The sequence below is a fragment of the Streptomyces sp. NPDC001443 genome (genome assembly GCF_053597355.1).
This window is the reverse complement of record NZ_JBSFIA010000040.1, coordinates 62,461-81,626: the sequence shown is the minus strand read 5'-3', so window position 1 is coordinate 81,626 and position 19,166 is coordinate 62,461. Positions and strand designations below refer to the sequence as shown.

General features: G+C 69.4%; 13 protein-coding genes. 6 read left to right on the top strand and 7 right to left on the bottom strand.

The window, feature by feature from the left end; all coding sequences use genetic code 11:
- Both ACWC24_RS32930 and ACWC24_RS32925 read left to right on the top strand, forming a co-directional pair.
- Window positions 1–4,152 carry a TIGR02680 family protein gene (locus ACWC24_RS32930; protein WP_450666580.1) on the top strand — a complete coding sequence of 1,384 codons (4,152 nt, stop codon included), beginning with the start codon at window positions 1–3 and terminating at the stop codon, window positions 4,150–4,152.
- Window positions 4,149–5,552: a TIGR02679 family protein gene (locus tag ACWC24_RS32925; RefSeq protein WP_450666558.1), complete on the top strand. Its 1,404-nt coding sequence runs from the start codon at window positions 4,149–4,151 to the stop codon at window positions 5,550–5,552. The genes ACWC24_RS32930 and ACWC24_RS32925 overlap by 4 nt, the downstream gene beginning before the upstream one ends.
- A 74-nt stretch (window positions 5,553–5,626) precedes the next feature.
- On the opposite strand, the gene ACWC24_RS32920 is transcribed toward ACWC24_RS32925, so the two are convergent.
- A complete protein-coding gene (locus ACWC24_RS32920) occupies window positions 5,627–7,258 on the bottom strand; it encodes an ISAzo13 family transposase (RefSeq protein WP_450666557.1) in 1,632 nt (543 codons plus the stop codon).
- 472 nt (window positions 7,259–7,730) lie between these two features.
- On the opposite strand from ACWC24_RS32920, the gene ACWC24_RS32915 reads away from it, so the two are divergent.
- Complete coding sequence (locus ACWC24_RS32915; RefSeq protein ID WP_450666556.1) at window positions 7,731–9,353, top strand: ISL3 family transposase; 1,623 nt, start codon at window positions 7,731–7,733, stop codon at window positions 9,351–9,353.
- A gap of 616 nt (window positions 9,354–9,969) precedes the next feature.
- Here the strand turns inward: ACWC24_RS32915 and ACWC24_RS32910 are convergent.
- Both ACWC24_RS32910 and ACWC24_RS32905 read right to left on the bottom strand, forming a co-directional pair.
- Entirely contained in the window at window positions 9,970–10,518 is a 549-nt protein-coding gene (locus ACWC24_RS32910; RefSeq protein WP_450666555.1) for an N-acetyltransferase family protein, read from the bottom strand.
- A 10-nt stretch (window positions 10,519–10,528) separates the two neighbouring features.
- Window positions 10,529–11,749, bottom strand: a complete 1,221-nt coding sequence (locus tag ACWC24_RS32905; protein ID WP_450666554.1) for a hypothetical protein — start codon at window positions 11,747–11,749, stop codon at window positions 10,529–10,531.
- 343 nt (window positions 11,750–12,092) lie between these two features.
- Here ACWC24_RS32905 and ACWC24_RS32900 point away from each other — a divergent pair, with 343 nt between their 5' ends.
- Window positions 12,093–12,959, top strand: coding sequence for a hypothetical protein (locus ACWC24_RS32900; RefSeq protein WP_450666553.1), 867 nt, complete (start codon window positions 12,093–12,095; stop codon window positions 12,957–12,959).
- An 88-nt stretch (window positions 12,960–13,047) separates the two neighbouring features.
- On the opposite strand, the gene ACWC24_RS32895 is transcribed toward ACWC24_RS32900, so the two are convergent.
- Together ACWC24_RS32895 and ACWC24_RS32890 are read right to left on the bottom strand one after the other, a co-directional pair.
- The gene (locus ACWC24_RS32895; RefSeq protein WP_450666552.1) at window positions 13,048–13,644 is read right to left on the bottom strand and encodes an NADPH-dependent F420 reductase; all 597 of its coding nucleotides are present in this window, start codon (window positions 13,642–13,644) and stop codon (window positions 13,048–13,050) included.
- 41 nt (window positions 13,645–13,685) lie between these two features.
- On the bottom strand, window positions 13,686–14,504 hold the full coding sequence (locus ACWC24_RS32890; protein ID WP_450666551.1) for a 3'(2'),5'-bisphosphate nucleotidase CysQ: 819 nt from the start codon (window positions 14,502–14,504) through the stop codon (window positions 13,686–13,688).
- A gap of 138 nt (window positions 14,505–14,642) precedes the next feature.
- Here ACWC24_RS32890 and ACWC24_RS32885 point away from each other — a divergent pair, with 138 nt between their 5' ends.
- Together ACWC24_RS32885 and ACWC24_RS32880 are read left to right on the top strand one after the other, a co-directional pair.
- On the top strand, window positions 14,643–15,548 hold the full coding sequence (locus ACWC24_RS32885) for a LysR family transcriptional regulator (RefSeq protein WP_450666579.1): 906 nt from the start codon (window positions 14,643–14,645) through the stop codon (window positions 15,546–15,548).
- Between the two features lie 254 nt (window positions 15,549–15,802).
- The gene (locus ACWC24_RS32880) at window positions 15,803–16,126 is read left to right on the top strand and encodes a hypothetical protein (RefSeq protein WP_450666550.1); all 324 of its coding nucleotides are present in this window, start codon (window positions 15,803–15,805) and stop codon (window positions 16,124–16,126) included.
- 417 nt (window positions 16,127–16,543) lie between these two features.
- On the opposite strand, the gene ACWC24_RS32875 is transcribed toward ACWC24_RS32880, so the two are convergent.
- Window positions 16,544–18,322 (bottom strand): S8 family serine peptidase, encoded by a 1,779-nt coding sequence (locus tag ACWC24_RS32875; protein WP_450666549.1) that lies wholly within the window; start codon window positions 18,320–18,322, stop codon window positions 16,544–16,546.
- A 114-nt stretch (window positions 18,323–18,436) separates the two neighbouring features.
- Entirely contained in the window at window positions 18,437–18,907 is a 471-nt protein-coding gene (locus ACWC24_RS32870) for a hypothetical protein (RefSeq protein ID WP_450666548.1), read from the bottom strand.
- Window positions 18,908–19,166: the final 259 nt, after the last annotated feature.

The window sequence follows — 19,166 nt, the reverse complement described above, 5'->3', positions numbered from 1 at the left end:
GTGACCACGCTACCCCTGCAAGGACGGCCCGAGGAGAGCACCGAACTGCCGCCCGCTCCAGCATCGGACGCCGCTCGCAGCCGCTGGCAGCCCCACCGTGCGGGCATCCTCAACGTCTGGCGCTACTACGACGAAACTTTCACCTTCCACCAAGGGCGCCTGCTGTTGCGCGGCCAGAACGGCTCCGGCAAGTCCAAGGCCCTGGAGCTGCTGCTCCCCTTCCTTTTCGACGCCAGCCTCCGCCCTAACCGCCTCTCCACGTTCGGCGGTTCGGAACGAACCATGCACTGGAACATGCTGGGCGCGGGATCCACCGGCAAGACGCGCGTGGGGTACGTGTGGATGGAGTTTCGCCGCGTCGACGACGACGGCATCGAGCAGTGGTTCAGCTGCGGTGCTCGCCTGCACGCGAGCGTGCACACCAGCACGGCACACGCTGAGTACTTCACCACCGGCTCTCGGATCGCCCACAACGACGGCGTATCCCTCGTCAACGAGGCGGGGCAGCCGCTGTCCAAAGCCGCTCTCGCCGAAGCGCTGCGCGACAAAGGCGAGGTGCACCCGTCAGCCACCGACTACCGCAGCACTGTCCGGCGCACCCTGTTCGCCGGCATGACGGAGCAGCGTTACGAATCGCTGCTCTCCGCGCTGCTCCAGCTGCGCCAGCCCAAGCTGTCCGAACGACTCGACCCCTCCTTGCTGTCCACCCTGCTGTCGCGCGCTTTGCCCCCGCTGGGGGAGGCAGAGATCACCGAGCTGGCCGAGGGCTTTGAGCGTCTGGACCGCCAGCGTGAGCATCTCGACCGGCTCGATGCCGAAGTAGCGGCGGCCGAGAGCGTCGCATCCCGACAGCGCGCCTATGCCCGCCGGGTCCTGCGCGCAGGCGCGGCCGGACTTATCTCCGCGACGACCGACATGGACGGCCTCACCCGGGCCGCCCGCCAGAGCGCCGAGGAACTCAACGAGGCGCTCACGCAACGCGAAGCAACCCAAATCCTGCGCGATGAACAGGAGCTGCGGGCGCACGCCCTGGAAGAGACCGTCGAGGGGCTGCGGGAAAGCGACGCCTACCAAAAGGGGACAGAACTCGACCGACTTCGCCGCGACACCGCAGACCTGGTGGCAGCCGCCAAGCAGCGGCATATCATCGCTCAGTCCGCCGGAACTGGAGCGGACAAGGACGAAAAGCTCGCCGACGAGATTGCGGGGCACGCCCGTGCCCTCGATGAGCACGCGCGTGAAGCCGCAGACGAAGCGCATCGAGCGGCCCGGGCCTCGGGCATGCAATCCGTCCACCACGAGGTGGGGGCGATTCTCGATACAGAACTGGCGGCCCCTTTCAGCGACGGCCCAGCAAACGGGACGGGCAGAGAACGACCCGAAGATTTCGCTGCCCCTTCTCGTACGCCGCGACAGGACTCAGCCCGCCCGGCGCGCCGACTGCTCCGGGGCGCGGTCACCACCCGACGTGAGCAGGTCACCCACATCATCGAGGCCATCGAAGGGCACGACCGCGCCGTACGTGACCGGGGCACTGCCGAGGGCCTGCTGGACGAGGCGCGCACCAGGCTCGCAGAGGCGATCGTCCACCGGGACGAGAGCGCTGCAGCCTGGGACGACGCCGTCGCCGGGCAGGCACAACGGCTGCTGGCCTGGGCTGCACACTGTACGGAGCTGAGCATTGCCGACCCTGGCGAACTGGCAGCCAGGGCGGCGGTCGAAGCGGATGTGCGCGCCGTGGTCGATGCTGCCGCGCGACCGCTGGAGCAGGAGATCACCACCGCGCGAGGCGGTGTACACGTCGCGCGCCGAGGTCTGGGGGAGGAGCGGGACAGGCTCGAGGAGCAGGTGCATCGGCTCAACGGCGAGGCCGACCTGCCACCGCCTGTTCCGCTGACGCGCACTACCGTGCGTAGCCCGGCGGCGGGAGCGCCCTTGTGGCGGTTGGTGGCCTTCCACGAAAGTGTGCCGGTTGCCGTCCAGGCAGCGGTAGAAGCCGCACTGGAGGCCTCGGGTCTGTTGGATGCGTGGGTCAGCCCCGTGGACCAGATCACGCTGCCGGGTCACGATACCCGCCTCGAAGCCGTCCTGGCCTCGACCGCCCCGGGTCCCAACCTGCTCGACGTGCTGCACCCAGAACAGGACATCCCCGTCCCGGCCGAGACGGTGACCCGAATCCTCGCCGGCATCGCGTACGGCACTACCCTGCCCAGCGGCCATCCTGCGGCCGTCTCTGCCGCAGGAGCCTGGCGCCTCGCGCTGGCCACCGGGACCTGGAGCAAGCCGGAACCCGCCTTCATCGGTGCTCTCGCCCGCCAGCGGACCCGGCAACGCAAGGTCGCCGAACTGACCAGGCGCCTGGAGGAGACGGAAGGCACCCTCGCCGCCCTCGACGACCAGCTCCATGAGCTCGACGCCCGAGCCGCCCGGCTGGATGCCGACCAAGATGCCCGGCCCGACCACGTTGAACTCGACGCCCGCCGACGGCACTGGGACCGGGCCGAGGAGGTGGTGGCCGCCCGGGACGAGGTCGTACGCGATGCGACCACGCGCCTGGCTCGGTGTGAGAGCGGCGTGGCGGACGCCCTGCGCGTGCTGAGCCGCCGGGCAGCAGAACACGGACTGCCCACCGACCGCGACCGGTTGCGGACCCTGTCCGGCGACATCGAGCGTTTTCGCGACCTCGCCGACAGCTGGGTCGATGCCCGCCTTACAGCGGCTACCACCGCCGAGCGGGCACGCCAGAAAGCGGTGCAAGCGGACCAGTCCCGCCGCATCGCGCACGAGCGGGTTAAGGACGCAGCTGATGCTGAGGCAAAGGCCGCCGGAATGACGGCGCGCCTGCACGCGGTGGAGGCGACCGTCGGCGAGGACTACCGGCAGATCGTCGCCCGCGTCGCGCAGGCGCGCGCCGAACGGGACCGCTGCAGGGACGACGCCCGACGGGCGAACGGTCTCCTCGTGGACCTGGAAGGTCGCATCGGAGAACTGAAAGCCACCAGCAGCCAGGATGCCGAGCGACGCGAGAAGGCCGTCGCGGCCCGAGACAGCGCGGCGCACCGCTTTCGGCATCTGTGCCTCGTTGGCCTGGCCGAGGACGCCGGATTCCAACCGGAACTCACCTTCGCAGACGGCACCAAGGCCACGTTGGAGGCCGCCCGCGCCACCACAGCCCAGTGGCCCAATCTTGCGCACGCACCACGCAACCTCGGCGACGCTGCGACCCGTCTCTCCGAGGCCGTCCACGAGGCTCGCGGACATCTCGGGGTCCGTGCCGACCTGGACCTGGAGCCCGACGACGACGTCCAGCTCTTCACCGCCAGCTTGGACGGCGTACGCGTCGGCGCGACCGGCCTGCTCACCACACTCACCCAGGAACGCGACCGCAGCCGCGGCGACATCAACACCACTGAACGGCGTCTGTTCGACCAGATCCTCACCGGTGACATCCGCCGTCACCTTGCCGCTCGAATCCGCCGGGCCGGCGAACTCGTCGCGCACATGAACGGCCACTTGGAGCGAGTCCGAACCGCCTCCAACGTCGCAGTCCAGCTCGTCTGGGACGTCCGCCCAGACCTCCCCGACAGCACCCGCACCGCCCGCCAGCTGCTCCTGAAGGACCCCGGCCGACTCACCGAGTCCGACCGGGAGGCCCTGCACGCTTTCTTCCGCACCCGCATCGAGGAGGCCAAGAGCAGCGACACGGCCGCGAGCTGGGAGGAGCACCTCGGCGAGGTGCTCGACTACACCGCCTGGCACAGCTTCACCGTCCGTCTCGACCGGGCGGACGGACACGGCTGGCAACCGCTGACCAAGCGACTGCACGGTGCTCTGTCCGGCGGGGAGAAGGCCATCGCCCTGCACCTGCCGCTGTTCGCCGCCGTCGCCGCCCACTACGAGGACGTGCCCCTCGCGCCCCGCCCGATCCTGCTCGACGAGGTCTTCGTCGGCGTCGACACCGTCAACCGAGGACAAGTCTTCGCCCTGCTCACCGCACTCGACCTCGACCTCATGATCACCTCCGACCACGAGTGGGGCACCTACCGCGAGCTGCCCGGCATCGCCGTCCATCAACTCCTCACCGACCGTGACGACGAAGCCGTCACCAGCGCACGCTTCGTCTGGAACGGCACCAGCATGGAAGCGCAATGACCACCACCAACGCCACGACCGGCACACAACCCGCCCCCGGCGAAGCCACCCTGCGCCGCCCCGAACTCCGGCCCCTGTGGCAGACGCTGCACGAGCGTCTCTCCACCGGCCGCCCCGTCACGCGGATACGTCTCGGACCGCTGGACGAGCCCCAACAAGAAGCCCTCGCCGATCTCCTCGGCCTCGACCGCTTGCCAGGCTCCCGCCCCTTCGTGACCCTGGCCCACGTGGAGGAAGCCGTCACCGAACTCTGCGGCCAAACCGTCCGAGAGGCTGTCACCCTCCTCGTCGGACCGCTCGGCGATAGAGCCAGCGAACGGCGCCGCCAAAACGACGAACGCTCAACGCTGTGGGCCTGGCTGGCCGACCACGACACACTACGGGCGCAGCCGGTGCTTGCTGACTGGGCCGCTTCCTGCCGGACCGCAGGCCTGATCGGCGGCTCAGTCGAGCGCACCCGTGCGCTACTCACCGACGGGCTCAAGGTACTCGCCGAACTCCCCAGCCAGGCTGAACCCCTGCCCGTCTTCGCCGCTCGTGTCCTCAACGGCCAAGCACACATCCTCGACGACGGAACCCCCCTGTCCACACTCGTCCTGCGCGCCCTTGCCACTCTGTACGACGCTGCTCCACCACAATCCTCAGCGCAACGACGCGCCCTGTGGAGCCGCGCAGGCATCGCCGACGACGAGCTGTCCGCCACCGTCATCGTCGGCGGACTACGCCTCGGCGGCGACGGCCTACTCGCCCGAATGACCCGCCTGTGTACCGAGGCCGGCCAGGCCGCCAGCCTCACCCTCGCCCAGGTCCGCAACCCCGGCGAACTCACCTTGCCCCCCACCCCCGCCCCACATGTCATCCACGTGGTGGAAAACCCCAGCATCTTGGCCCTCGCCCTGCGGCGCTTCGGCCCCGACTGCCCCCCTCTCGTCTGCACGTCCGGCTGGCCCAACAGCGCCGCGATCCAACTCCTGCGCCTCCTCGCCGACGAGGGCGCCACCCTTCGCTACCACGGCGACTTCGACGGCGAAGGCATCCGCATTGCCGCATACGTCATGGACAAGACACGGGCGCACCCCTGGCGTATGACAGCAGCGGACTACCGAGCCGCCGTCGCTTGCAACACGCTCGGCCCTCACCCCGGACGCATCACTGAAGCGCCCTGGGACCACGAGATAGCCCAAGCCATGACGGAGCACGGCATCGCCGTGGTCGAGGAGCTGGTGGCCGATACGCTGCTGGAAGACCTCGCTGCCATGGCGCGGAGCGAGCCGGCTACCTGCGTTCACCAGGTAGCTGAGCAGGGCTCCTTGGCCATGCAGGCTGCTGTGCGTGGGGGATCTGTATCGGATTCCTTCGAACCGGGAACAATTGCTGGGCTGCCCGGTACCCAGGGCTGATTAAAAGTCCTGAGGGTGGAAACTGCTACAGATTTTCTAGTCATTCCTAGTCGTCCCTAAGGGCCTGCCGATCATTAACATGTCGTCTTGATCTTGTGGTTGGGGTCGTTGCTGAGGGCGGCGACTCTGGCTTGAAGGGTTGCCAGGAGGGCCGGTGGGGTGGTGGCCGGCAAGATGGCGATGCTCTGCGCTTCGAGCAGGCGCCTGATCTTCAGCAGGGTGCGGTGCATGGCGGTGCGGCTGCTGTTGAAGAGCACGGCGAGGGGCTCCGCGGCCAGGTTGATGCGCAGGTGGAGCACGGTGGCCAGAACCTGGTCGGGGAAGGCGAGCCGGGGCGGGCGGCCGCGGTGTGTGTCTCCTTGCGGGGCCAGGGTCTGGATGAGCTGCTGCAACTGGTGTGGGGTCAGGCCGGTCAGTACCGGATCGGACAGCAGGGCCGGATTCCACTGCCTTTCCAGCCGGTCTCTGCCGTTGCGGGGTGCCGGGATGGCGGGGACCTGCTGGGGATGCAGGGCATAGTTCCACTCGCCGTGGAAGACGTGGCGGGTCAGCGGCAGGGCCGCCATCTCGGCATCGCCGACGCCGATGCCGGTGGGGTAGGTGTTGGTGTCGAGTTCGGCCTTCACGCGCAGTCCGGTGCGGGTGGTGGTCGCAGCGATCGATTCGAGGATGACTTCGTGGCTGGTCAGCGGGCGGCCGCGCCAGTTCATCGTGATGTGGGAGAAGAGTCGGTGCTCGATCTTGTTCCACTTCGATGTGCCTGGCGGCAGGTGGCAGACTGTGATGGTCAGGCCGGTTTCGGCGGCCAGGCGGGCGAGGTGGAGTTTCCAGGCCCGGGTGCGATAGCCGTTGGATCTGCCCGCGTCGGCGGTGATCAGCAGACGTGAGGCCTGCGGGTAGGCGTCGCGGCCCTGGCCGTGCCACCAGCGGCGAATCGATTCCACCGCGAACGCGGCGGTGTCGTGGTCGGTGCCGACGTTGACCCAGCCGGTGTCGGCTGCAAGATCATAGATTCCGTAAGGGATGGCCTTGCCCAACTGCGGGTCGGCGAAGTCGTGGACGCGCACCTGCACCGGATCACCCGTCGGCCGCCAGGAACGGCCCGCGTTGCGGAAGTCTCCGACCAGCTCCTTCTTCTTGGTGTCCACGCTGATCACCGGCTGGCCGGCGTCCCGGTGACCGCGTGCCTGCTCGTTGAGATACCGGAACTGGGCGTCCCGGTCGGCATGCTGACTGCCCTCGAGCGTCTTGGCATTGGCCTGCAGGCGGAAGCCTTCCTGCCGCAGCAGGCCGGCGACGGTGTCCGCACCGATCCGGTGCCCCTGGCGGGTCAGCTCGGCGGCCAGCGTGCGGGTCGACTTGATCGTCCACCGCATCGGCGACATCGGATCCCCACGCTCGTCCGGCTCGACCAGCCGCAACAGCGCGGTCCGCAGCCCGGGATCAAGGTCCGCGACCTGTTTGCGCCCACCGCCCGGCCGCCGCACCCGCCCCAGCAAGCACTGGCCCGCTTCCAGGTCGGACACCCCTTTGCGGACCGTTGTCTCACTCACCCTGGCCGCCCGGGCGACGGCCCGGACACCGCCATGTCCCAGCCCGCGGGCCTCCGCCGCCATCAGCAGCCGTCGCTGCCGCTCGTCCAGATGTGGGAACAACACCGCAAACTTCACGGCAAGTTGCTCACGAGTCTCGTCCGGGATGCGCATACGACACCAACGAGCCCCAGCCGCGAAAGCAACACCTTGATGATCGGCAGGCCCGCAGCACGATCTCGGAATTCTTCAGCGGAAGGAAGCTCCCATCACAGCAGTTCATCGTCAAGACCGTCGACGCGCTCACACCGCGCCGGGAACGGGAGATGCGCCGCCAAGAGGCTCTGGCACTCTGGCAGAAGGCAAAGAACCCCGCGCCGCCCTCCACTCATCTGCCCGCCCCACGGCCCGCTGAAGAGGCCGCAGCGGCCGCGCTTGCCAGCGTCGCAGCCACCGCGCAGGAGCAGGCGGCTCACGCCCAGGAACAACTCACCCAGGCGCACGTGGCGTTAACGGTCTGAATTGGGGTCTGGCCCAAGTTGTGTGGGCTGACTACTCGTTGTAGTTGTTGATCTTTGCGGCGAGGGTTCGGAAGTCGCCTTGATTTCGCTCCTCGCATGGCTGATGTGCTCGACATTCACTCGCCGTGAACGAAGACCCGTCTGCGGTGCAAGAGCTGCTGTTCCCGTCGAACACGAACGTCGTGATCACGTCCGCCGAGACGGACGGTGAGGTGATCCGCATCGAGGCGCGGTGCGCCGCGAGCAACGCCTGTTGCCCGGCCTGCGGGGATTGGTCTGCTCAAGTCCACGGTTCCTACCTGCGCTTTCCCGCGGACCTGGCCTGTGCCGGACGGCCGTGCGTACTGGCACTGCGGGTCCGCCGGTTCGTCTGCGCGACCCCGGAATGCCCGCGGCGCACGTTCGTTGAGCAGGTACCGGGACTCACCAGGCGCCATGGCCGGACCACCGAGCGTCTGCGGTCGACGATGAGCAAGGTCGGGCTGGCACTGGCCGGGAGGGCCGGCGCCCGCCTCGCTGCACACCTGGGCATCACGACCAGCCGCAACACGCTGCTGCGGCGGGTGATGGACCTGCCCGACCCGGCAGCGACGCAGCCCCGCGCCGTCGGCGTGGACGACTTCGCGCTGCGGCGTGGCCACGTCTACGGAACGGTCGTGATCGACGCCGAGACCCACCAGGTCCTCGACCTGCTGCCCGAGCGCGACGCCGCCACCCTCGTCCCATGGCTCGCGGCCCATCCCGGAATCGAGGTCATCTGCCGTGACCGCGCCGGCGCCTACGCCGAGGCGGCCGACACCGCCGCACCCCAGGCTCTCCAGGTCGCCGACAGGTTCCACCTCTGGCAGAACCTCGCCTCGGCCGTTGAGAAGACCGTGGCCGCCCACCGCTCCTGCCTGCGCGACCTTCCGCTGTCGGCCCCAGAGCCGGAGCCGGCCTGGGAGACGCCGACCGGGGCAGCCCCCAACCAGATCGACGAAACGGACGCACCGACAGGCAAGCTCGCCGAACGAGCCCGTGTCCACCATGCTCTCGTTCACGAACTCCTCGCCCAGGGCATGAGCCTGCGGGGAGTCGCACAGCATCTGGGCTGGGGCCGGCACACCGTGCAGAGGTACGCACGCGCGGCCCACTGGCAGGACATGGCCAAGGGCCGCAAACGGCAGGTCCCGAGCAAGCTCGACCCGTTCAAGCCCTACCTGGCCGAACGCTGGGCCGAGACCGGCGGGAAAGTGACCGTCCTCGACCTCTATCGGGAAATCACCGCCCGGGGCTTCCGCGGTCATTACACCATTGTCTGCGACTGGATCCGGCGCGACCTGCCCCAGCGGGAAGGCATTACACCGCCTCCAGCCCCGCTGTCGGTACGACAGGTGACCGGCTGGCTCACCCGGCACCCGGCCACCCTGACCGAAGAGGAGAAACTGCACCGCAAGGCCGTACTTGACCGCTGCCCGGAACTGGCCTCCGCCGCCGACCTGACCAGCTCGTTCGCGGAGATGCTCACCACACTCGACGGACTGCGCCTCCCCGAGTGGATCACCGAGGTGGTGACGTCGGACCTGCCCGGCGTCAGTACCTTCGCGGCCGGGCTGGAAAGTGACTTCGACGCGGTGACCGCCGGACTGACCACCGACTGGAACTCCGGCCCAGTCGAAGGAGCAGTCAACCGGATCAAGATGCTCAAACGGCAGATGTTCGGCCGCGCTGGATTCCGACTTCTCCGCAAGCGAGTTCTGCTGGCGTGAGCGAGATGCCGGGGCCCAGTGGGGTCTACTCAGGACTCTGATCGTGAGTCACGCATACGGCTGCCGCCTGCACCGCCTCTTACTCCCACTGGTTCGGCCCTCGGGCCTCGGGCGCCCCGGCGACGCCTGTTGAAGCGACCGGACGAGCATTTCACGCCCTGATCACCAAGACCAGAGCCGCAGTCAGCCGTCACTCACAGTGCACGCTCACGGAACTTGTGCCAGACCCCAACTCTCAGACCGTTAACGCCACTGGGGCGACTACGGTATGACCATCCGCCGTGGCCGCCTGGGAACAGGAGAGGCAATCACGTACACGCTCCTGGTGGACGGGGACCCCAGCTTCTACCGGCTTACGCACTCGCTGGTCGACGTAAAAGTGAAAGAGAAGTTCCCTCGCAAGACCGACGGCTGAAGGGTGTGACTCAGCTGTACCGAACGGGCACTGAGGACATCAGGCGGTCGTGAAGTGCCTGGCCCCTCATCCGTTACATACGGGACATTCGCTGTATCTGCCCTCGTTCTCGGCCTGGAGTGTCGGGCAGAGGGCGGTTGGCGGCGGGCTGGGAGGCGATCTGGCCGGCGGTCGTCCAGTCCACGGCGCAGACGTGGGAGGTCAGCAGGCTGTTCGGCGGAGGAGAAGCAGGTCGAGTACCGGTCCGTCCGGTCCCCTCTTGTACGGCCCGGCGTACCGGTAGCCGAGTTGGCTGTAGAGCCGTTGTGCGGAGGCGCCGGGCATGGCGAGGAGGGATACCCACTGGGGGCGCATGGCGTCGAGGAGGGCCTGGTGGATGCGGGTGCCGACGCCGTGACCCTGCCAGCCGGGGCGTACGGCGAGTTCGCAGATTCCGGCGAGGGAGTCGGTGGTGCGGGCGTCTTCGGGGGTGATGTGAGGGAGGAGGGTTTCGCCGTACCAGTAGGCGGGGGTGCAACGGAATCCGTAGCCGTAGCCGATGAGGTGGCCGTCGGCGTAGGCGGCGACCAGGGTGAAGTCGTCGCGGCGGGCGTGGCCGGTGATCTGACGGCGCAGGGCATCGGAGGTGAACCCCGCCTCGGCGACGTCGGGGTGTTCGGCGTGTGCGTCGGCCCAGGCGTCGACGAGCGTGTCCAGAAGGAGTTCGACGTCGCCGGCGCCGTAGCGGCGCAGGGTGAGGGAGTCGGTCACAGGAGTTCCTTCAGGCTGCGGGTACGGCGGCGCGGTAGGTGTCGAGGTAGTCGGCGACGTCGCGGGTGCGGTTGTGGGGCTGGAGGGTTCCGGCGATGTCGCGCAGGGCGCGCAGGAGGCGCTCGGAGCGGACGTCGGGCAGGTAGGCGAGGGTGCGGTGGGCGGCGTCGGCGGCGGCGTCCAGGTCGGGGCTGGGCTTGCGTGCGTGGTGGAGGGCGATGTCGGCGGTGTAGAGAGCGCGGTTGCGTAGGTGGCCGTCGGCGAAGAGCATGACGGCCTGCTCGGCTCCAGCGCTGGCCCTCTCGTGCTGGCCGAGGTCGGCGCGGCAGAGGGATTCAAGCCCGGCGAGTTCGGCCGGGACATAGAACGCGAGCCATTCGGGGTCGGCGTCGCTGGGGCCCTTCGCGTAGAGGTTGTGTGCGTGGACGATGGCCTGCTCGGTCAGGGCGCAGTCGCCGTGCAGGGCCCAGCCGCGGGCCTCACGCATGGCGAGGAGGGACAGCCAGCGCGGAGAACCGAGCGGGGCGACAAGGCGCTGGGCGACCTGGGCGGTGGTGACGGCCTCGCGGGGACGGCCGGTTGAGTGGGCGAGGAGGGACAGGCAGGCGAACGCGTGGGCTTCGAGGCCTGGGTCGTCGGCCTGACGGGCGCTGGCGAGGGCCTCGGTGTAGAAGGATTGGGCGTCGTGGGGGCGGCCGGAGTCGAGGGCGAGCCAGCCGGCGGCGACGGACAGGTTCCCGGTGGCGGTGTGCAGGCGGCGACCCATGGGCTCGCTGTAACGGCGTTGCCGGATCCAGACGTACGCGGTGTTCAGGGCTACGGCGGCCTTGCGCCCGAGCTCGGCGGAGCCGTGGTTGCGGTCCTGGGCGTACAGGGTGTGTTCGGCGTCGTGGAGCTGCTGAATGTGGTCGCCGCCGAGAGCGGGGCCGTTGCCGTGGGCGGGGCGGGCGGCGGTCAGCAGCGCGGCGCCGGTTCCCACGAGCATGGTGCGTCGCCGCATGTCGACATCGCTTTCCGTTGTGCGCCCGGCCGTACGAGGCGTGGGCGCGGTGAACCCGAGCTGGGCGACGGTCCGGCCGGTGACCTTGTGGAGCAGGCGCTGGTACGGCAGGGAGGGACAGGCGGTGGTGCCGTCCTCCCATGTGGCGATCGTCCGTGTGACGCAGTGGACCGGTTCGCCGTACTCGATCGACTTCTTCACCAGGAACTCGGCGGCCTCGCGGCGACTCATTTCCCACTCCTGCTCGCGTAAGAGCCGGAAGGTGTCGTTCGGTCTTCCCATGGGGACCCCCGCGCCGTAGCCACGCTGAACCGTCCTTTCGACGGTAGCGGCCCCCGAGCGTACGGCGACAGGCCCGCAGAGCTGGAAATGCGTGGTCAACCGCGGCGATTTCATCAGCATTTCCAGGCCACCTGACATCGCCTCAGCCGGGCGCTGGACGCTTCGCTGATGCCCCGCCCCGGCGACATTGCCTGGGGCACCGCGCCAGGCCGCCGTACGGCCCAGCGCGGTCACCGGTATCCGATCCGCTCCTTCACACAGGCGCGGTCGGCAGGAACCCTGGGGGTTCTCGATGCACAAAGAGGTCGTCATCGCGGGAGCCGGACCGGCCGGCCTGGCCTGCGCCCGCGCGATCCTGACCGCCGCGCCCGGCACGGACATCCTGCTCCTGGAGGCCGGCCGCCCCTACCGGCGCCGCCCCTGCCCCGTCGACCGCGGCCGCGCCTGCACCGGCTGCGCCGGGATCTGCAACGTCATCAGCGGGTTCGGCGGCTCCATGCACTACGGCGACGGCGCCAAGTTGAGCCTGCTGCCCTCCGGCCGACGTCTCCTCCCGCACCTCGACGTGGACCGCGCGAGCGAGCTGTGTGAGACCGCGTTCGCCTGGCTCACCGAATCGCTCGGCCGCACACCCAACCTGCTCGGTGAGAACCTCACTGGCCGGGCCGTCGACGCCTTCGCCGCCCACAGTCTGCGGATCCGCGAGTACCCGGTCGCGGTCCTGGGCGAAAGCGACCTCGCCACCGTCATCGCCGGATGGCACGACCTCCTGGCCCCGAACGTCGACCTGTGGCACACCGCCGAGCTCACCGACGCCAAGGAACACGGCCAGCGCCTGGAGCTCACCGTACGCACCGGCCCCGGCGAGGAACGGCGCGTGAGCTGTTACCACCTGGTCCTCGCGACCGGCCGGCGCGGCGTCACCTCCACCACCGACCTGCTGAAGCGGCTCGGGGTGCCGACCGAACTGCCGGACATCTCCGTCGGGGTGCGTCTGGAGATGGCCGCCAGCCTGCTAGAGGAGATCGGCGAGGAGCACCCGGACCTGAAGGTCTCCCAGCTCGACCACGCCCAGAAGATCAAGAGCTTCTGCTTCTGCGGAGGCTCCAACGGCGGCCGGATCAAGGTCACGAACTACCGGGGCGCCTTTTGGGAATAGCGCAGCTTTTGAATAACGGCCCTTTACCAGTGAAACCATCCATGCCACGCGCCGTCTCCGGCTATCTCCAGCCGGCGCAGCTCGACAGTCAGCGGGCGACTGAGATCGCGAAGGGTGTGAATCCGGCGGACCGGATGACGTGCGGTACGAACAGGATCGCGGCCTCTGTGGCGCGGGCGGTCTGGATCCCGCCGAGATCGGTGATCCATTCCTCTTGCCAGCCGAGGTCGGTGAGCAGTTCGCGGACGGTCTGCTTGGCCTGCGGGTCCTCGCCGGAGAGGAACGCGGTCGGCGTCTGGGGGAGCGTGGCCGGCGAGGTCATCACCGGGAAGAGCATGGTGTTGAGTGTCTTGACGACGCGCGTTTCGGGGAGCGCTTCCTGGAGTTGTTCGGCGAGGCTCGAGCCGGGGTAGATCAGATCGGCGGGCAGTCCGTCCGGTCCGTCGGTGGTGGCGTTGGAGACGTCGACGAGGATCTTGTCCCGGAGTTCTTCGCGCAGAGCGGCGAGCCGGTCCAGCGAGCCGGCACCCGGAGTGGCGTTGATGACGATCCGGGCGGTCCGGGCGGCGTCGGCGGCGACGCCCGGCGTGCGGTCCGCCACGGTCACTTCGTGTCCTGCCCGGGCGAGGGCTGCGGCCAGGTTGCCGCCGACGCGGCCGTTTCCGAGAACTGCGATCGTGGTCATGATGATCTGGTCCTTCCGTGCGTGCGGGTTGTGGTGCGCGGTCAGCGCGAGAGCGTGGATACGGCCTCGGCGTGGACGCCGGGTGCGGCAGCCAGGAAGCTCTGGCTCTGCGGGGTCCAGGGGCGGCCCTCGGCGTCGGAGATCCGTCCGCCGGCCTCGGTGACGAGCAGCGCTCCGGGAAGCAGGTCCGCGCGGGCACCGGCGAACTGCCAGAAGGCGTCGATCCGGCCGGCGGCCACGTTCAGCAGGTGCAGGGTCGCGGGCACGGCGGCGCGGACGACGAGCGCGTCGAAGAGCATCGCGGTGATCGAGGAGCCGACGCGGCGCACGACCTTCTCGTCCTCGTCCGGCCGGGCCTGGCTGGTGGCCACGATGCTCAGGCCGAGGTCCGCAGTCTGGGAGACGTGCAGCGGCCGGCCGTCGAGGTAGGCGCCCGCGCCGGTGAGCGCGGTGTAGGTCTCGCCGGTCAACGGCAGGTGGACCGCGGTGAGCACCGGCTGGTTCTCACGCACGAGGGTGGCGGTCACCGCCCACTCCGGCAGGGCGTGCAGGTGGTTGACGTTGCCTTCGGCCGGATCCACGACCCACCATTCGCCGGGCGGCAGCGCCCCGCCGTCCAGTTCGTCCTCCACCCAGCCGGCGTCCGGGCGCAGGCGGGTGAGGCGGGGGCGCAGGATATCGAGGGCCGTTTCGTCGTTGGCGGCGAGCGCGCGCATGAGCTCTTCGCGGGTCTGGTAACGGACCACCTCGCCGAAGCGGTCGCGCAGCGCCGAACCCGCCTCACGCACGGCGATCGCGGTCTGGGCGAGCAGGTCGGCGTCGGAGGCGGCGGTGTCGGTGGTCTGAAGGGTTTCGGACATGGTGGTGTTCCCGTCTGAGGAGGGGTGCTGAGGCCGGTCGGGGGCCGAACTGCGCGTTGCTTCTTGCGCTTTCGCCTCACGGTATGCAGCTCTGCGATTAACTTCAAATGCATGTCAGGCACGGCTAGGATTACTCAAATGCAATTGGATTTGAATCTGCTCGCCGCGCTCGACGCGCTGCTGGAGGAGGGCAGTGTGGCCGGAGCGGCGGCGCGCCTGCATGTCACCGCCCCCGCGATGAGCCGGAGTCTGGGCCGGATTCGGCGCACGACCGGGGATCAGATCCTGGTGCGCACCGGCCGCACGATGACCCCGACGCCGTATGCGATCGCCGTCCGGGCACAGGTGCACGAGCTGCTGCACCAGGTCCAGGGGGTGCTGGCACCGAGCCGTGAACTCGATCTGGCAACGCTGGAGCGCACTTTCACACTCCGCTGGCACGATTCCCTGGTCGCCTTGAGCGGTCCCGCACTGCTTGCGGCCGTGCGCGCACAGGCGCCGGGCGTGCGATTGCGCTTCGTCGCGGAATCGAGCATCGACACCCCCGAGTTGCGGCGCGGCGAGGTCGACCTGGAGGCGAACGCCAACCGCCCGAGCGCACCGGACATCCGTGCCGAGAACGTGGGCGAGACCCGTCTCGTCATCGTCGTGAGGCAGGGACACCCCCTCACCCGCGTCAGGACCGTCACCGCAAAGCGGTACGCCGCCGCTGAGCACGTCACCGTCTCGCGACGTGGAAACCTCAGCAATGCCATCGATGACTCCCTCGCGCGGCTCGGCCTCACCCGCCGCGTGGTGGCGACCGCGCCCACGGAAGCGGCCGCGCTGGAGTTCGCGCGCGGCTCCGACATCCTGGTCAGCGTCCCCGAGGCCACCACGAGGTCAGCGGTGGCCGACCTCGGCCTGGTCGTGCTCCCCCTCCCGCTCGAACTGCCGTCGGCACCGATATACCTGTCGTGGCATCAGCGCTACGACACCGACCACGCCCACGCCTGGCTGCGCGGGCTGGCGCGAACCGCGCTGGCCGTGTGCGGAGCGTCGTAGTCGGCGCCGTCCGGCCGCTGTACCCGTACGTCCACGGTCCACGCGACCACCACGGCGATCTGCTTGAACGTCAGCAGCGGCTTGTCGTTGCGGGTGCTGGCCGTGGAGGCGGCCAGAGCGACGCCCGCGGCTCACAATCGCGGATCGCCGGTGTGCAGATCAATCTCACCGGGATCCTGTACCCCAACCACTCACACCCGGGATTGTGTGCTTGATGCGGCGTCTTCGCAGACAGCGCCTGTTGGGGGAGAGCTGTGCCGCCTCGCCCTGCGGGCGAATACTGCACCTCTCGAATACCGACACTCCACCAGTGTTCCCACACCACCGCCGAGGGGCTGACCGCAGGATCCACCGGGGCACTGGCCTCACCGGCCGCGTTGCTGCTGGCCCGGTACGAAGCGGTCGGGCATCTGCGGCTGACCGCCCGCAGCACACCGCTTGCCACCGCCGCACGGCGCGAGCTCGCCGAGCGGCTGCATCCGGCCGATCCGGATCCCCCTGGCACGGTCGCCGCTTCTCCGCCGGGTGGGGCACACGCGGTGACCTGGACCACCACCCCGTACGGCCCGACCTGGTGAATGCCCTGGCCATGGCTATCGGTAACCGCTCCCCGCGGCCGGGCGGCACCATCATCCACTCCGATCACGGAGTGCAGGGTGGATTCAACTGGTAGTCGCAACACCTCGTGAGCTGGAGGTTTGCGGGTGGGGGTGCTGGATCGGCAGCGGGCGGTCAGGCAGTGCAGGCCAGGGGGCTTCCGTCGGCTTCTGGAACTCGCGCGCCGTGCCCGGCTGCGGCGTGGCCCGAACGCTCTGGCCGTCGATGCCGGACAGGTCCTGGGCATCGAGCGCCTTCCGAGGGTGGAAGGGAACACCGGGGTCACCGGAACACCCCCTGCGGCGCGCGCTCGTCTGGGTTCAAGTGGCTCGGATCGTGCACGGAACGGCACCCGCCCCGCGGGGCGGGTGCCGTTTTGTGGTTGCCGCAGGCAGGGCTTATGCGGTCATGGAGGGAGCGAAGGGGAACAGGGCCGGGGCGAGCTGGATTGCGGGGACCAGGCCGAGGGCGAGGAGTGCGTCGGGCAGTCCGTGTCCGGTGCGGGCGGCGTCTGCAGTGCCGGGGGCGGCCAGTGGGCGGCAGCTGGCGGTGATGATGTCGAACAGATGCTGGACCCGGCCGGGTCCGCGGGGCAGCAGCCGGCCGTGGAAGTCCTCGTGGTGGGCGAGGACGAGGGCGGCGAGTCCGGCCATGTGGGCCGCGGCTGTGCCGGTGCCGTCGAGGGCCGTGTAGCTGTCCTTTGGCGCGCAGGAGAGGACCGCCACACCGGGGGCGGCTGCGTCGACGCCGGGACCGCAGCAGCTGAAGGGGGCGGCGAAGAGACCTTCCGGGCTCAGCTGCGGTCCGGTGTGGGTGGCGTGGGAGGTGTCAGGCGGGTAGGTGCCGAGGGCTCCCAGGGCGCCGACGGCGAACACGGTGGGCAGGCAGGCGGGAAAGGCGACCGGTCCTGCGGTGTCGCCTGCCGGGGCGATGCATGCGATGCCTGCCGCCGTGGCGTCGGCGAGTTTGCGGGAGACCAGCGCCGAAGGGTAGGGGGATGCGATCGCGATGTGGGCGATGTCGGCTTCGTGTTCGATGCAGTGGTCGAGGGCGTCGATCAGGTCGCTGAAGTGGCCGCCGGGCAGTACCTGGCAGACGTCGAGCTCGGCGTCGACCGCGATCCCGACGATGCCCTGGCCGGTGTCCGCGCCGGCGATGATCCCGGCCGCGTGCGTACCGCTGCCGACCGGATCGTGCGCCCAGCCCTCCTCGGTGCGACGAACGACATCGACCCCGGAGCACACCCGCTGCTTCAGATCGGGATGGTCGGTGCTGACGCCCGTACCGATGACAGCGATCTTGATGCCGAAGCCGCGGAACGTGGGAGGCAGCCGGTCCAGCCGCATGGCTTGCTGGCCCCAGCCGTACTGCTGGCGTTCCTCCAGCTCCGGGTACGCCTTGGCGAGCGGGGTGAGGCTGACGATGTTCTCCCGTGCCGCAGACAGGTCGGGACGGTGGATCCAGCGGTCGGTGTAGCCGGCTCGGGGTCGGACGTACAGGGACTGGACGCACTGTTCGGTCCCGGCGGCCAGGGTGAGGGTGACCGTGCCGTCGGCGGCGGTGACACCCTGGGCCGGCCAGGCCGCTCCGATCAGGAACACTCCCGCTGCGGCCAGCGGCTCGCCGTCCGGCCCGCAGACCCGCAGGGAGATCTCCACCGGCTTCTCCAGCGGCACGACCAGTCCAGGATCGCGCAGCGGCAGCATTCCCGGAGCCGGTGCAACGGCGGGGGAGGTGGTGTCGGCCAGCGGCAGGTCGGGTTCGATGTGCACGTGCAGCGTCCGCATGGCCGGCAGCTGGGCCTCGGTGGCTTCGACGACCGCGATCTGAGGGCAGGACGGTCGCGTACCGGTAGCCTGCGGCTTCTCTGACGGCTGCAGTCGGCGGACCACGGTGACATCAGGCATGCCCTCGAGCTGGTCACACATCGCGTCCATGCTCAGTTCGGTGAATCCCGGCGGGAGCAGCTGCTGCGGCAGCGGCGTGATCATGTAGCGCTGCCGGCGCGGCTGCACCTCGACCGGTGACGGTGCGCCCTTCTCCTGTGGGGCCGTCTGCTTGCGCTCCTTGTCCCCGGGGACCGGCCCGCCGCCGGCTCCCGCGCCCTCGGATGCGCTGCGGCGGCTGTTGCGCGTCCTGCTGCCGGGCTTGTCCTCGACCATCACGTCCACCTTCACGCCTACGTTCCGCTTCGTGCCTGCGCTGTTGATGACGGGCTGCTTCCGTCTGCACGGCGATGCGGCGTGCCCGGGACAAGGATCCTGAGCACACCGCATCCCATGGTGATGGGATCAGCTGAGGCCGAAGGGCTGCCCCATAAAGCCGGAGCCGAAGCCGGGCTGCTGGTACTGCTGCTGGTACGGCTGGCCGAACGACTGCTGGCCGAAGCTGCCGCCCCACTGCTGCTGACCCTGCTGCTGGCTCTGCTGCACCAGGGTCAGGATCGCGGTCGGCAGCGCCTGCTGCACGGACTGCTCCACCGCGCTCCGGACCCCCGCGTGCAGCGTGTGGTGCAGCGCCAGGGCCAGGTACGGGTGGGCCTGCTGAGCCAGGCCCTGCTGCTGCAGCTGCTGCTGGACCTGCTGGATCTGCTGCAGCGTCTGCTGCATCCGCTGCGCGATCTGCTGGCTGGCCTGCTGACAGGCCTGCTGGATCGCCTGCTGGACCACCTGCGCGAGCTGCTGCGAACCGCCGATCTGCTGCGTACCACCGGCCTGCTGACCGAACTGCTGCAGGGGCTGGGCACCGGTCATCACCGACATGAAAGCTCCGTTCGACGCCAAAGGGAAGCCGACATAAAAGACTATGCGGCCATTTCGGAATTATTCCGACGACCCGAGGCTAGGGCGGCGACGTCATGGTCACTATCGGGCGAGCCGTTCAGGGCGCAGGAGTCCCCCGATCGGATCTGGCGAGCGGTGAGCCGTCGCTGCCGCGACAGGCTGCCCCACGGCGGCGGCCGCAGGCGCGCGGCGGCAGGTGACGCAGGTCGGGCGGAGTATTCATGTCCACATCCGCATC